The sequence below is a fragment of the Qipengyuania qiaonensis genome (assembly GCF_019711515.1).
GTDB lineage: Bacteria > Pseudomonadota > Alphaproteobacteria > Sphingomonadales > Sphingomonadaceae > Qipengyuania > Qipengyuania qiaonensis.
In genome coordinates, this window is record NZ_JAIGNO010000008.1 from 41700 (window position 1) to 56715 (window position 15016).

At 58.3% G+C, this 15016-nt stretch carries 12 protein-coding genes; 8 read left to right on the plus strand and 4 right to left on the minus strand.

The window, feature by feature from the left end:
* The first annotated feature begins 25 nt into the window (after positions 1–25).
* From K3174_RS12485 to K3174_RS12520, 8 genes are all read left to right on the plus strand, one after another.
* Positions 26–2776, plus strand: a complete 2751-nt coding sequence (locus K3174_RS12485; RefSeq protein WP_221558971.1) for a TonB-dependent receptor — start codon at positions 26–28, stop codon at positions 2774–2776.
* Positions 2777–3014: 238 nt separating this feature from the next.
* The gene (locus K3174_RS12490) at positions 3015–3479 is read left to right on the plus strand and encodes a thiol-disulfide oxidoreductase DCC family protein (protein ID WP_221558973.1); all 465 of its coding nucleotides are present in this window, start codon (positions 3015–3017) and stop codon (positions 3477–3479) included.
* Positions 3476–3685, plus strand: coding sequence for a hypothetical protein (locus K3174_RS12495; RefSeq protein ID WP_221558975.1), 210 nt, complete (start codon positions 3476–3478; stop codon positions 3683–3685). Before K3174_RS12490 ends, K3174_RS12495 begins: the two co-directional genes overlap by 4 nt.
* Positions 3686–4301: 616 nt before the next feature.
* A complete protein-coding gene (locus K3174_RS12500; RefSeq protein ID WP_221558976.1) occupies positions 4302–5027 on the plus strand; it encodes a response regulator transcription factor in 726 nt (241 codons plus the stop codon).
* Entirely contained in the window at positions 5024–6373 is a 1350-nt protein-coding gene (locus tag K3174_RS12505) for a sensor histidine kinase (RefSeq protein ID WP_221558979.1), read from the plus strand. The genes K3174_RS12500 and K3174_RS12505 overlap by 4 nt, the downstream gene beginning before the upstream one ends.
* 85 nt (positions 6374–6458) lie before the next feature.
* On the plus strand, positions 6459–7142 hold the full coding sequence (locus K3174_RS12510) for a carbonic anhydrase (RefSeq protein WP_221558981.1): 684 nt from the start codon (positions 6459–6461) through the stop codon (positions 7140–7142).
* Between the two features lie 141 nt (positions 7143–7283).
* The gene (locus K3174_RS12515) at positions 7284–8864 is read left to right on the plus strand and encodes a SulP family inorganic anion transporter (protein ID WP_345719647.1); all 1581 of its coding nucleotides are present in this window, start codon (positions 7284–7286) and stop codon (positions 8862–8864) included.
* Positions 8861–9559 carry a carbonic anhydrase gene (locus tag K3174_RS12520; protein WP_221558985.1) on the plus strand — a complete coding sequence of 233 codons (699 nt, stop codon included), beginning with the start codon at positions 8861–8863 and terminating at the stop codon, positions 9557–9559. The genes K3174_RS12515 and K3174_RS12520 overlap by 4 nt, the downstream gene beginning before the upstream one ends.
* Positions 9560–9889: 330 nt before the next feature.
* Here the strand turns inward: K3174_RS12520 and K3174_RS12525 are convergent, their stop codons facing one another.
* The 4 genes from K3174_RS12525 to K3174_RS12540 are packed head-to-tail and all read right to left on the minus strand — an operon-like array spanning position 9890 to position 14777.
* Complete coding sequence (locus tag K3174_RS12525) at positions 9890–11779, minus strand: HAD-IIIC family phosphatase (RefSeq protein ID WP_221558986.1); 1890 nt, start codon at positions 11777–11779, stop codon at positions 9890–9892.
* Positions 11776–12021 carry an acyl carrier protein gene (locus tag K3174_RS12530; RefSeq protein WP_247712150.1) on the minus strand — a complete coding sequence of 82 codons (246 nt, stop codon included), beginning with the start codon at positions 12019–12021 and terminating at the stop codon, positions 11776–11778. The genes K3174_RS12525 and K3174_RS12530 overlap by 4 nt, the downstream gene beginning before the upstream one ends.
* 25 nt (positions 12022–12046) lie before the next feature.
* Positions 12047–13381 carry a hypothetical protein gene (locus K3174_RS12535; protein ID WP_221558988.1) on the minus strand — a complete coding sequence of 445 codons (1335 nt, stop codon included), beginning with the start codon at positions 13379–13381 and terminating at the stop codon, positions 12047–12049.
* Positions 13272–14777, minus strand: coding sequence for an MBOAT family O-acyltransferase (locus K3174_RS12540; protein WP_221558990.1), 1506 nt, complete (start codon positions 14775–14777; stop codon positions 13272–13274). Before K3174_RS12540 ends, K3174_RS12535 begins: the two co-directional genes overlap by 110 nt.
* Positions 14778–15016: the final 239 nt, after the last annotated feature.

Consider the following 15016-nt stretch of genomic DNA (forward strand, 5'->3'; position numbering starts at 1 on the left):
CCCAGCCTATGTTCTTGCCTTTGGCGTGCAGCTCTGGATGGGCTTCGCGCTGTGCGCTATTCCATCGACGGTCCATGCGCGGGAAAGCCAGCGTACATTCGATGTACCGGCTGACGATTTGGCCGACGCACTTCAGCAATTTGCGCGGCAGGCCGGCGTGCAGATCCTGTTCCCCTATGATGCCGCAAAGGGAAAGCGCAGCCGCGCGCTGAAGGGCCGGATGACAGTGGCGGCAGCGCTGGAGCGACTCTTGGCGGGGCAGGGACTGTCCATGGCGACCCATGATGCGCGACGGATAACCCTGCGCGCGGTTGCAGCGCGACAAGCCGCCAAACCCCGCGCGACACCAAGGTCTGCCCGATTGCCGTCGCCATCGGCAGATCCCCCTTCTCCAGCAGAACCGCTCGAGATCGTAGTGACGGGCCGTGCCGTCGACTCGCCGATCGCGGCCAGTAAAATGAGCTACGCTTTAACGTCTATCTCGCGAGAGCGTCTGGATTTCACCGCGCCGCCTTCCACTGCGTCGTTGTTCCGGCAAGTTCCCGGTTTTTGGGTCGAATCGTCCGGCGGAGAGGCGGGAAACAATGTCCGTTCGCGCGGTATACCGACCGACGGATTTTCGGCAGTCGCCTTTGCGGAAAACGGCATTGCGGTTCAGTATGATGGTGCACTTGGTTATCTAAATACCGACCAGTCTTTCCGCATCGACGATACGATCGCGCGCGTCGAAGTCGTGCGCGGTGGTCCTGCAAGCCTGTTCATGCCCAACGCGCCCGGCGGCGTAGCCAACTTTATAACCCGATCGGGACTCGACGAACAGGGTGGGCGCGTTACGCTCACGGGCGGCGATCGCGGCTATGCGCGGCTCGATGGCTATCAAGCGCTGCGGCTTTCGGACGAATGGGGGCTGGTAGCCGGTGGTTTCTATCGCCGTGACGGCGGACGCAGATTGCCCGGCTATACCGCCGACAGCGGTGGGCAGCTGCGCGTGGCACTCGATCATCGCAGCGGAGGGAACAGCTTGTCGCTAGATGTCCGCCATCTGGACGACCGCGTGACATTTTACCTGCCCGTACCTCTCGGTCTGGGAGACGACGGCCTGCCCGAAGCAATCGCGGGGTTCGATCCCCTGCGCGATTCACTTGCTGGTCCGGAGACGCTGAAAGTCCCGCTTTACGACGGCCTCGTACCGACCGTTTTCGACCTTTCCAAGGGAACGCATACGCGTTTGACCGCGATCACGCTGCGCGGAACGCTGGACCTTGGTGGCGGCAGCGAATGGCATGGCGCGCTGCGCTGGCGCGATAGCGCCACGACGCGCAATGCCCTGTTCCCAACCGGCGCCCCGATGACGGGGGAAGATTACCTCGCCTCGATCGAGGGCCAGATGCGAGAAGCCTTTCCCGATCTCGAACAACTGGCACTGAAATATGTATCGGATGACGCGGCATTTTCGGAATCCGCGAATGCATTGCTCACGGGTGCCAACCTGCTGGCCGTCTCCGTTCCGCTAGATGAGGTGCTCGCCGAAACCAAGCTGACGTCTACCCTGTGGGGTGCCGGCCAGCATGATGTCGCACTGAGTATCGGTGTGGCGCATTATGCATATAGCTTTGACCGCTATATGGGCACTGCATTGCTGGAAGTCGCGGACGAGGCGCGATTGATCGATGCAGTCGCGCTGGATGTGTTAGGGGATGTGACGGGCCGCTATACCGATAGCGGCATACAACGCTACGGCTCGATTTTCGACTCTGCGCGGATGGCCGTCGATGCGCTGGCAGTGCATGCATCCGACGAATGGCAGATATCTTCGGCGGCACGCGTCGATTTCGGAATGCGCTGGGAAGTGAACCGGATCGACGGCGAGGTGGCTGGGCAGGCAGCCATCGACCTCGGCGATCCATCGACCCTGGCCGACGACCAGCTGCTTGGTCCCGATGGTACCTCCATTCCCATTCGGCGCCGCGACACCGGCTTCGGATGGTCGGTCGGCGGCAACTACACACTGTCACCCGATCTGGGTGTGTTCGCACGGTACACGCGCAGCTTTCGCCTGCCCAGCGCGAGCAACTTCAATACCGCCCCGCTGCGCACCGACCAAGAAACAGTGCCAATCACCATGGCCGAGCTGGGGGTGAACTACGTTGCCGAATCGTTGAGTCTGTCGGCCACTGTATTTGGCACTCGTTTCAAGCGCCTACCCTTCAGCGATTTCCGCTTCGATACAGCCACAAACGCCTATGTCGAGCGGACCGAGATCGCCGATACACGAACCATCGGGGTGGAACTGGAGGCACTCTGGCGTCCTACCGGTGTATTCGATCTGGCGGTTCAGGCGACGCTGCAGGATGGGCGCTATCGCAATTTCGCCTTTACCCAGATTCTGGACGATGCACCGGTGCTGTGCGATTATTCGGGCAATCGGCTCATTCGCGTGCCACGCCTGTCTCTGCGCGCGGTGCCGCGTGTCGCCTTGCTGAATGACCGACTGAAGATCGCGCTGACCGGCGAGTATTTTTCTCGCCGTTACAGCGATATCGCCAATACGCAGCCATTGCCCGCATATACGCTGATCGGTCTGAACATTGGCGCACTGCTGACCGACCGGATCACCCTGGCTGCGCATGTCACCAATCTAACCAACGCATTGGGACTAACCGAAGGCAATCCGCGCAATGGCTCTTTCGATCTCGACGCGAATGCTGGCGGCTATCTCTACGCGCGTCCAGAATTTGCCCGCGCACTACGGGTTGAGCTAGCTTTAGCTTTCTAACTGTCGAGCTTGAAAGTGCCGGGAGGTAGTGCAGATGCGCCTCGTTACGACCCGTCAGTGGCTCTGCTCCGCATAACGGCACCGGCCCATGGCCCGGTAGATATTGCTGTTGAGCGAGCCTCTGACCCCCTGGCTAGCGGTGAAGAGATGGCGGTGGATATGCCTCGCGTGGCTTCGATTGTGGCGCTCCCGGGGATTGCCGAGTGCGCGGACAAAGCGAGGATGCTAATCCGGACGCATGAAGCATCGATCGTCAAACCAGCTTACGTCTGAACCAGAGTCATCAACCCAAACTAGTTCGCCGGCTGAAGTGTCTCCGGTAATTGTGTACGATGGTCATTGCGTGCTGTGCTCGGCGAATGCACGGTTCGTGCTCAAGCACGACCGGCAGGGGCGTTTTCGGCTTGCCGCTATGCAGGGACCGGCAGGTGCGGCCCTGATGAGACGCGTCGGGGTCGACCCAGACGATCCCGATACGCTGATCGTCGTCGATGGTATGCGCGTGCTCCGCGATAGCAACGCGGTACTGGCGATCTGGGCGGGGCTGGGTTGGCCGTGGCGTGTCTCGACCGTGTTCCAGCTCATCCCGCGCGCGCTGCGCGACTTCGTCTACCGTCTGATCGCTCGCAACCGCTATCGCCTGTTCGGCTGGCGCGAACAGTGTTTTGTGCCCGATGCACGCTGGCAGGACCGTATCCTGTGAGCCTTATTCTCGTGCTCGGCGGCTATGGCGGTTTTGGCGGGCGGATCAGCCGCAGATTGAGCGACGCCGGGCATGAGGTCGTGGTCGCCGGCCGCTCTCTGGCGCGGGAATGGGAGGAGGGCGGCGTGTTACACTTCGACGTTCCGATCGCGCTGCCGTCGGTGCGGCGCATCGTGCATTATCGGGGGGTGCTGAGACCGGCATAGTGGCGGTTTAGAGGCTGGAAGCGAAGTAACCACTTCCAGACCGCACGTCTCAACGCCGACTTTGGTCTCGCGACCGATTGCTGTCGCGCAACGCCGCTCCGCCAATCTGCTGAAGGCAACATGAAGAAGAGCCAATCTTGGACGAAGGCTTCGTCCCATCATCTGATGTCTCACTGCGTATTCATGTCAGCCAGATCCCGATTATAGCATGGCAAATCGCCAGCTTGGCATTCGCGCACCAAACCCTTGCGGTATCGACCAATAGGAGTGGCTATGCCTATCTGGATCAGTCTGCTCACACCGGGCCGCCCTGCCATCGCGCCGGTCCCGCATGTTGCGGACGCGACCATCAAGGTGGCCAATGCCATCGTTATGCCCACAAGGTTTCTCCCGGCGGTCGCAGCGGTCCCCCTGCGAGCCGAATTTCTGCCTGTCGCAAGCCACCGGACAAGCTGCGCGTTTGCAAAAAAGCGCGCCTCGCTCGCGGCGTTCTTGCGGCAGGAGATGGGCGCCGGACAGGTGACCGGTTCCCACAATGATGGGCGAACACGGATAACGAAATCGTGCTTTTCGTTCGCCCCGTATGGCTCTACAGGGCCGGCACTCAGGCCTGCCAATGCAATTCAACGAACGCATCTATGAAATCGCGCTTGTCGAGGATGACGGCGCCCTTCGCACATTGCTGACTCGGCATATCCGACAGAGCGGGTTCCCTATTCGAGGCTATGCGACCGCGGCGGAATTCCGCGCGTCGGCGGAGCGATACGATCTGGTCATCCTAGACGTCATGCTTCCCGGCACGAGCGGCCTTGATCTGTGCCGATGGCTACGTCAGCGAAGCACCGTGCCGATCATCTTCATCAGCGCGCGCTCGAGCCATACGGACCGCATAGTGGGGCTTGAGCTAGGGGCCGACGATTATCTCGTCAAACCGGTCGATCCAGGCGAATTGGTCGCGCGCATCCGCTCGGTCCTTCGGCGACATGAACAGCCAGCCGGCCGCGACACGCAGGACCATTCGGCGATCGCGCGGTTCGATGGCTGGCAGATTGATCGGCGCCGTCGAGAGCTGTTTGCTCCGGACGGTGGACGCCTATCGATCTCGGAGGCAGAATTCGATCTCTTGAACGTGCTGGTGGACATGCCGCAGCGCGTGATCGGCAGGAACACGCTTCTAGAACATTCTCGCGACCGCCTGCCGGGACGCGATAGCGGCGATCGCAGCGTCGATGTCTTGGTCAGCCGGTTGCGGCGCAAGCTCGGTTCGGTCGAAGGGGGGCGCGAACTTATCCGCACCGTCCGCGGTGTCGGCTACGTTTTCACCGGGCAAGTCGAACGGTGATCGGTCGCGGCCGGCTCTGGCCGAAAGGGTTCACGGGCCGTGTCACGCTGGTCCTGGCGCTGGCCGTACTCGTGCAGTTCCTGGCCGGAAGTCTCCTGATGGGCGCCGGCGAAACCCACATCCAGCGCCAGCATCTTGGCAAACGGATCGCCGAGCAGCTGTTGATCGCAAAACGGGTCGTGGAGGCCGTTGCACCGTCCGACCGTGTACCGTTGCTCACAAGCTTTTCGACCATACATCTACAAATGTGGCTCGTCGAAGGGGAGCCCGAGATCGGCCCAGGCATCGAATCCGACGCCAGCGAAATCGCCCAATCGATCATGCTCTGGGAGCCGGAACTTGGCGATCATTCCCTGCGCCTGGCTCTGGTCCGCAGGTCTCCGCTCGATCTCGATCGCCATCTAAAGGGAGCCCTCGAAATAGACGAGGGTGTCTGGATCGCGTTCGAGGCGAACGAACCGGTGGCCGGCTGGACTGCACTGATCGGGACATCGATACGGGTCGGCATCGTGGCGCTTCTGGTCCTCGGATCGGCAGCGGTGCTCGTGCGAACTCTGAGCGCGCCGCTCAGACGCTTGTCCTCAGATGCACAATTGATCGGTACGTCCGCGCGCATTTCGTTCGACGAGCAGTCCGGACCGCTTGAATTGCGCCAGGTGTCTCACGCGCTCAACTCGATGCAGGACCGCATTGAGGGCGTCATGAACCAGCGCACGCAGGCCCTGATGGCCGTCGGTCACGATCTGCGCACGCCGCTTGCCCGGTTGCGGCTTCGGATCGGTGCGATCAGTGATGAGCAGGACTGTGCAGAGGCTCGCGCAGACATCGATCAAATGACTAGGATGCTGCAGGAACTGCTCGATTTCTTCGAGACCGGCGATTTGCAGAAGGATTACCAGCCGACCGATCTGTCCAGCCTGTGTCAGACCATTGGAGAGAAATTTGACGATCTGGGGTTCGACGTCCGCTACCGGGGACCCGAACGGGCGATTGTTGATGCGCTGCACGGTTCTCTGACCAGAGCGATCGAAAACCTAGCCGACAATGCCGTGAAGTACGGAAGGGATCCGACGATAAGCCTCGCCCTAAATGGCGGTTGCGCAATCATCGCCGTGGAGGATCGAGGTCCCGGGATACCTTGGGCGGACATGAGGCGCGTGATGCAACCGTTCGAAAGGCTCGATACCGCCCGGTCCGATCGCTATCCCGGCATGGGCTTGGGACTGAGCATCGTGGTCAACGTAGCGGAAGCTCATGGCGGAAGGCTCGAGCTGTCAAGGCTGGAACCAACGGGTCTGCGCGCCGCCCTCATCATACCGCGAAAACAGCCACCGGAAAAACTTTGAAATAAAGTGAGCATCTTGCGGAAACGCGCGGATCAGATTGTGCACTGCGACAAAGGGCCATCGGCCTGCAACCAAGGAGTGCACCATGAAACGATTGATGGAAGGCGTCACGCGGTTCCGCGAGGATATCTATCCCGAACACGAGGAGAACCTGCGAACCCTCGGACGCGAAGGACAGAATCCGAAGACGCTGATGATCAGCTGTTCGGACAGCCGCGTCGTTCCTGAACTGATCACCCAATCGCTTCCCGGCGACCTCTTCGTGATCCGGAATGCAGGCAACATCGTGCCGCCGTGGCAGGCGATCAACGGCGGTGTGACCTCGACCATCGAATACGCGGTGGTAGGGCTCGGGGTGACGGACATCGTGATCTGCGGGCATGCGGATTGCGGCGCGATGAAGGCGCATTTCGCACCCGCCGGCGCGCTCGACGCCATGCCGTCCGTCAAGGCATGGATCGGCCATTCCACCGCCGCGCGCGACATTGTCCACGCCTGTTGCGAGGGCGTCGGCGAACAGGACAAACTCGATCGGCTGGTGGAAGAAAACGTTATCCTTCAACTAGTGCATCTGCGCAGTCACCCGTCCGTTGCCGCCGCGCTCGCCAGCGGTAAGCTGAGGCTGCACGGCTGGGTGTTCGATATCGAAAGCGGTTCAATCCGTGCGCTTGATGGCAGCACCGGCCGGTTCGCCGCCTTGGGCGAAGGAGGCGATCCGCCTGTCGCCGACGCCCGCTCAGAGCCTGCCGCACAAAAAGAAGCGGCCTAAGCCCCTCGCTTTTGAGCCGGTGCGTTGTTCGCAGGAGAACCCGCCGCGCCGGCTCAACCTTCTTTCTACCGCAGACGATTGCTGCCGGTCGGAATGGCTCGGCACGCGCTCAAATACTCGAATGCATGCAAAGGAATCGACGTGATTGAGAAAACGACATTCTTGTCCTCGCTGGGCAAGGATATCCCCGCATCGATCGTTGTGGCGTTGGTGGCCCTGCCACTGTGTCTCGGCATCGCCCTGGCATCCGGCGCTCCGCTCTTTTCGGGTCTGATCGCCGGTATCGTCGGCGGCATCGTGGTCGGCACCCTGTCCAAGTCGCAGTTGTCGGTTAGCGGGCCTGCGGCAGGCCTGACCGTCATCGTGCTCGATGCCTTGGAGGTCCTTCCTAGCTGGGAGGTCTTCTTGCTCGCGGTGGCCCTGTCCGGCCTAATCCAGGTGGCGCTGTTCTTCACCCGGTCGGGCACGCTTTCGGAATTCGTTCCCAGTTCTGTCATCACCGGCATGCTGGCGGCTATCGGCCTAATATTGATACTCAAGCAGATCCCCCATGCCCTCGGCTACGACGGCGATTTCCAAGGCAGCCTCAGCTTCCTCCAGCCCGATGGGCTCAACACGCTTTCCGCGTTGTTCTACGCTGCGCGGGACTTCTTCCTTCCAGGGCCGATGCTGATCGCCCTGATATCGCTCTGTTTCCTGTTCTGGTGGGATGCGAAAAAACCGAAAGACGGCCCGTTGCGGCTACTTCCTGGCCCGTTGGTCGTGGTGATCTTTGGCGTTCTGGCCAACGAGGCCTTCAGGCTGTTTGCACCAGCGCTCGCCATCGAACCGAGCCACTTGGTACAGGTTCCAATGGCCGGTTCGCTGGGCGAGTTCGTGGGCCAGTTCCGCACGCCTGACTTTAGCGCCATCGGCATGGCGGATGTGTGGATCGTGGCTCTCACGCTAGCGATCGTCGCGAGCCTCGAATCCCTGCTCTGTGTCAAAGCGGTTGACGAGCTAGATCCTCGCCGCCGGACGACCGACAAGAATCATGAGTTATTGGCGCAGGGCGGAGGCAACTTCCTTTCTGGGCTGATCGGCGGTCTTCCGCTCACTTCGGTCATCGTGCGCTCCTCAGCCAATGTCGCGGCAGGGGCCGAAACGAAGAGTTCCGCTATCCTCCACGGCTTTTGGCTTTTGCTCAGCGTGCTACTGGTCCCCGCGCTGTTGAACCTGATCCCGCTCGCGGCTCTTGCCGCGATCCTGGTCCAGGTCGGCTACAAGCTCAACACGCCTGAACTCTACCTTCGGCGTTGGCAGCAGGGATGGCACCAGTTCGTGCCCTTCATCGCGACGATCTCTGCGATCCTGTTCACGGACTTGCTGCGCGGCATCATCATCGGCCTCTCCATTGGCTTTGTCTTTGTCGTCGCGCGCAATTTTCGCACTGCGGTCAGCGTGGCGAACGACGATGCGTTCTGGTTGGTCAGCGCCAGGCGCAACCTCTATTTCATCCACAAATACGAACTGCAAAAATCGCTCGGCAAGGTGCCGGATGGCGCCAGCGTAGTGATCGATCTCGAGCGGGCGGAGTTCGTCGATCCTGACAATGTCGACATCATCAACAGCTTCGCGCGTAACGCGAAATTTCGTGACATCACGTTGAGTATCCGGGGCGATATCGACCACCTCGACGCCGTGCGGCTCGATGCTCCACGAAAGAAGGTTGCTTACGCATGAAAACCATCCGCGAACTGATTCTGTCGAACAAGACGTGGTCTGCAGAGATGCGGGAGCGCAAGAAGGACTACTTCGCGCAGCAAACGTCTGGTCAATCGCCCGAGATTATGTGGATCGGCGGATCGGACAGCCGCGTGTCGCCACAGCACATAACGCAGACCCGCCCTGGTGAGTTGTTCATTCACCGAAATCTCGCCAACCTTGTTTATCAGGATGACGACAATCTTATGGCGGATCTCCAGCACGCGATCGAGGACTTCAAGGTCGCGCATATCATCCTTTGCGGCCATTACGGATGCAGCGGTCTCCAAACGGCGATGACGGATGGTGGGTCCGGTCACGTGCGTTCGTGGCTTTTGGCAGCGCGAGAGGTTTTCGCCATGCATCGCGCGGAGCTCGAGGCGATCGACGATCGGGTGCAACGGCAGGACCGAATGGCCGAACTTAACGTGCGCGAACAATTGGTCCGCCTGGCGAACACCGACACCGTCCGTTCCGCCTTCGAACGGGGGCAAGATCTGACATTGCATGGCTGGGTCTACGATTTGCGCAGCGGGCTCTTGGCTGAGCTGTTGGAAATCGACCCGACCGGGCAACTGTCAGAAATCGCTGTGCAGGATTTGGAAGAGAAAGCAAAACGTAAGGCGGGCGGACACGCTGCCTTGTCCCCGCCAGCACTGATGGCACAGGTTTGAGGTCATGATTTAAGGTGGAATTGGGCTTCGTCGTAGTGCCGAAGGTACAAAGATGAAGCCCAAACGCCCAAGGTCCAAATCGCTTGCCGGGCAGGCGAAAGAATTTCCCCGCCCGCTCGCCCTCAGCATAACCGACGAATTCTGCTGAATGTTTTGACGACGGACAGACTTGAGCGAAATCTTCAAGCCCGCTTTCGAGAGCCTGTTCAGTCCGACGCGGCCTGATCTGGAAAATCGCGAAACCGCATAATGGTCATTTATCAACCTGGCCGTTTGCCCGGCGCGTAGTTGGGGCAATCAGTAGTTCTCGCGGTGCCGAGTCGAGCCAACTTAGAGGCTGACATCGATAAAGCTGAGATGGGGCTCGTAGTCTGTCACCGCACAAGAATACCTGATGGATGCATCGTCATTTTCGTCGACTAGAGTGAAGCCCAGTCTTGTGTAGAAATCGGACACCATACCGTTCCGGTCCGTAGGGATGTAAAGCGCTTGGATTTCTTCGATTCTCGCTTGCGCGGCGGCTTCGAACAGGTTGTTCATCACGGTCTGCTCGACACCTCGTTCTAACACACGACATGACTGCAGCCATGTGTCGATGGACCAGGCATTGTCATCTCTTCGCACGATCACCACACCGATCATGCCGTGCTGAGCAAACTTGTCTTCTAGGCGAACCTGCCATCCTATCAGGCCCGGATCGTCCTCCATTCTCCTGACCTCATCTTCGCTGTAGCGCCGTGTGGTCAGATTGAATTGATTGGATTTGTTGATCAACTGAGCGATGCGGCTACGCCCGGCTTCGTCGAACGGCGCGATCGTCATGCGCATTTCGAGTGAAGTTAGGTAATCCTCGTAGTTCCCGATTTTGGCTCGAATTTCGGCAGCCGCTGCCCGCCCGCCATAGCTCTCTGCCCGAGAAACATCCTCCTTGTTCAGAGGAAGATGATCGAACAGGCCCGATTGGGCGATCCGTTCGATGTAGAAAGACGGATCGTCGCCGATTTCCACCGTCGAAACGAGAGGCAACTCCTGCCTTACCCGTTCGCGTTCGGCGGCATTGTCGTCGACGAATACGAAGGACTCGAGACCTAGACTGAGCGTTTCGGCTATCGTTTTGATATTCGTAGCCTTGTCGCTCCAGTTCGCTTGAAACACGGCGACATGGTCTTCCTTAAGAACCATCTCGGTATGCTTGCGAAATGGCTCGCGGGCGATTTCATCGGTGTTCTTCGAACATACGGCCAGCACTACACCGCGTTCGCGCAAGCTCAGGACAAAATTCTGAAATGCGACAAACGCTTCTCCCTCAGGCGAATTCTGGCCCAGCCTGATCCCAGCGAGACCGTCGTCGCCGATAACGCCGCCCCACAACGTGTTGTCGAGATCAAGAACAAGGCCGCGCGCTGCCTTCCCTTTCATCGCTGCCAACAAAGCGGCAATATTGTCGGCGGCCAAGGGACACACATCAACACTGAAAGGTATCTTGGCCGCGTGGTAGCGGACGGGATCGAGCCAGGTTTCCAGTCCAACCCGGCTAGCCAGCGCCGCTTGATCCCATATTAGCCAGCGACCCTCCCTGGCGCCTTCTGCGAGCAAAAGGTTGATGCGATGCCGGAAGCGCGCGGATGTGCCGGGTGTTGCCAGTTCCGACGATGAGACCTGTAGAGCCCCAGGAAGAGTACCAAATATTGCTTGGCAGCCCGATTTCTCTTGAGCGGCGGCGGCTAAGGCAGCGACAAGGTTCGCTGCATCCGCAAGCGCTTCGTCTTCGGCAGCTTGATCGAGCATCGGTCGCTTGCTTGCAAACGCGCTTTCATCGAGCACTACCAGCAGCGCATCCAGAGAACGACCAAAACAGTTGGCAGGCGAGTAGCCAAAACTTGCGACGCTGTCGTAGGGTGCCTCTACCGAAGATATTTTGAGACCCCGGGCCAAGCCAGAGGCGGCCAGTGGATCAGGAAGATAGCTCAGCGTACGATTGCCAAGAAGTCCGATGGTTACCGGCGTAAATGAGGAACCCGTTAGACCCGCCTTATCCAGTTTTTTGGCAAGGCGCTCGATCCGCAATTGTTCGCGCATACCCAATTGCTGGTTGGCCAAAGTCTTGAGCGCGACATAATCCGGCTCGCGACCGTCTGCGAATACACCTTCGATATCGGTGAGCCGTTCGGCCCAGTCCTGCGCCAAAGGAGGTCGCCAGGGAAAATTGCCGACCGTCATCCGCTCTGTTTCGCAGCCGCTCTGACGAGATCTCCGAGGTTCTTGAAACTCTGCATTTCGGACGTGCCGAAATGAACGCCCAGTTCCATCTCGATCATGACCATCAACCGGACATGCGAAAGGCTGTCCCACTGAGCCACATCGTTTGCGGTTGTTTCCATGGTGACGGGACCGTCATATTCATCGAACAGGTCCCGGATGATTTCGGTGACCTTGTCGAGAATGGCTTGGTGTTCTGACATGTTTTCAATCCTTCTAGTCGGCTGACTATGAGGTGCTCGAATTCGATCGCGTGTTTTCGGATGGTTCCGTGGCGGTCGCGCGACCCAGATAGCTGTTTGTGAGGCGATAATTTTCAACTGCGGAGCGAATGGCTCTTTCGTGGGTCGGAAAGTTGTCGCGGGTCAAGCGACCGGTTCCGGTCGTTGTAGCAGTAACAAACCTGCGCAGGATTGCAGGGTCGTACACATGTCCGACCTCACGAAAATTGGCGAGGTCGCCGGCTACGGCGGGATCGTCGTCAAAAGCGAAGATGTTCACATGTGGCAGGTCGCCGACGGCATTCACAAGGCAGCGCCGCGCGATCATCTGTTCGTCGAGCAGGGTTGGGCTGATATCGTTTCGACGGACATAGTAAAAGGCATAGGAGGCGATGGGGATCATTATGTCCACCTTGACTCCTCTGTCGGAGAGCGCCCTCACATCCGGGACGAGTTGATCGTTTATGGCATGAAAACTGGCGCAATCCCTGCCGCTCGAAGCCCCGATCTCCGTTCGATGGCGCTCGACCAATCGCGCGATCTTGGTCATTTCCGACGGATGCTGAAAGCCCTCATACATCTTATCGACATAGGTTTTGTAGGTCGCATCGTCCGGATTGCTGTACGATAGATTGCCGCCCAGTATATCGAATGCTTTTCGGATGGTGGGGAAGTTCACCATACGAAGGTCGTTGGTGATATCGCTATCATAGAGAAACGCCGGAAAGCTGCGATTGGTGACTTCGGGGTCTTGAATGTATGTCCAATCGAATGTCAGGATCACATGCTGGATCGTCGGATTTGCAACCAGCCGATCGAGAACCAGATCCCGGTCGCGAGGTCGGGGACCACCATAGCTGAGATTTGCAACATGGGCGTCTGGGCCGAGAACACCCTTCATGTATTCTGGCGTGTACATCGCGGTTACCGAACTTCCCACGAGGAACGTGTTGTAGGCCGGATCCTTGGCCGCAACATCGATCCAGTCGATAACCAAGTCTCTGGGTGTGTCACCTCGTTCTATGCGCGGTTCGGCGCCCCAGCTGTAGATGTTGTGGGGATCGACCGCGATTACGATGGCTGCAAGCGACAGATAAATGACTGTGATAAGAGACGCCGCCAAGATCATCGGGCGTGTCGACCGCCAGCGAATCGCGGATAGAGAGGCCTTGACGGGGGCTCGCGCCCCAGGTGGCGCAAAATTCGCTGACAGGATCGGTTTCGTCATGCCGTCAGAATCCCTGATAGAGGAAAGGCGGCTGGCGGGACACGTAATAAAGCGAAGCGATGACCAGTATGGAAATATAGCTCGCTTGTACCCAGCCCGGACGCCAGAGGCCACGTAGGAACGCCGGCCCGTAACTCTTGTTTTCGTAGGTCATGATGGCAGGCCGGTATCGCCGCATGATCTCGACGCTGTTCGGGCAGAGGTAGATGATCGAAAATGCCACCGTCAGCATCACTACGGGCTCGCGCATGTTAAAAAGCGAACGAGCGTCGATCGCGGTGCCGAACATCTGCGAAAACAGATGAAAACCGCCGCTCACGCTTTCCGAACGGAACATGGCCAGGCTGAGCAGAAGCGGCAAGAAAAACACCGCTCGCTCGATAAACCCGAGGATGATCGGGGACGCCGTCTTCTTGACTGCCTTGTACCATTTTGTCGCCCGGACTTCCGTCTCAAGAGCGTACCAGAAACCGTGCATGAGTCCGAAGACGCAGAAAGTCCACAAGGCTCCGTGCCAAAGGCCGATGATCTGAAAATTGATCAACATCGGCAGCCATAAGCTGAGGAGATGCGCCGGAACCGGGGCAAGTCGATTGAACATGCTGTAGCGCGTTCCGGCGACCGACAGGGGAGTATAGAGGAACCGGGCAATTACTCGCGTGAGGGTCATGTGCCAGCGACGATAGTAGTCGATGATTCCGTTCGCTTTGAACGGCGAGAAGAAGTTTATGGGGTAACGCAATCCGAACATGCGCGCGAGACCCAGTGCCATGTCCGAATAGCCGGAAAAGTCGAAATAGAGCTGGCCCATGTAAGCCAGCGCACCAATCCACGCCTGGAGCGGGTGAATTTCGGCGCCCACGTGAGCGGCGCCGAAAACGATATCGACTGTAGGCGCCAGATTGTCGGCAATAACGACCTTCTTGAACATGCCGATCGATATGAAGCTCAGCCCGACAGCGAGATCGATAGGGTTCAGGCGAAGGAACCGTTTGGACTGTATCTGAGGGTTGAACTCGCTGAGATAGGTAATCGGTCCGATTATGAGCTGCGGGAAGAAGCTTACGAATGCGCCATATCTGCCGAAAGCCGAGCATATGGATTTCGTCGAGCCCAACCCGCCGAGGAACTGGGCGACGTTTTTCTCGCGTGCATAGGCGTCTGCCAGAAAGGCGGCGCCTTGGAACGTATAGAAGGAAATGCCCGCGGGAATTGCGATCCCGGCGATATCAACCATAATACCGGCGCTTGGACCGAAAAGAAGAGTTATAATCTTGTACTTGAAGTAACACAGGGATATTATATTATAAGCTTGGCCAGCTAGATAAATCTTCCTTCTGTTTTTATTGTCATCTCCGATAATAGTGATTGCTGCCGCGACGGAAAAATTAACGACAAGTGCTAATATTAACAAAATGGCAGATGCTATTCCATAGGGAATATAAAATACTACAGAGGAAATGAAAAGTACGGCCAGAGCATAATTCTTACCGAAGAAATATGCAATCATATAGAATGCAATCAAGGAGATCGGTAGAAATGCAAACAGAAATAGAGGGTCGGTAAATATCAAATCTTCATCCCTTCAACATTGATATTTACACAATCTGTTTTTGCCTATGCCATTGCCCGGCGCGCGCCGAACCTTTCAAGATCTGGTGCAACGAGTTGCCAAATTTGCTCCGTTAGAAAAAGAGGGCATTGGTATATCCTTGCGCCCGCAATGAGATGCCGGAAATCAAAGTGGTT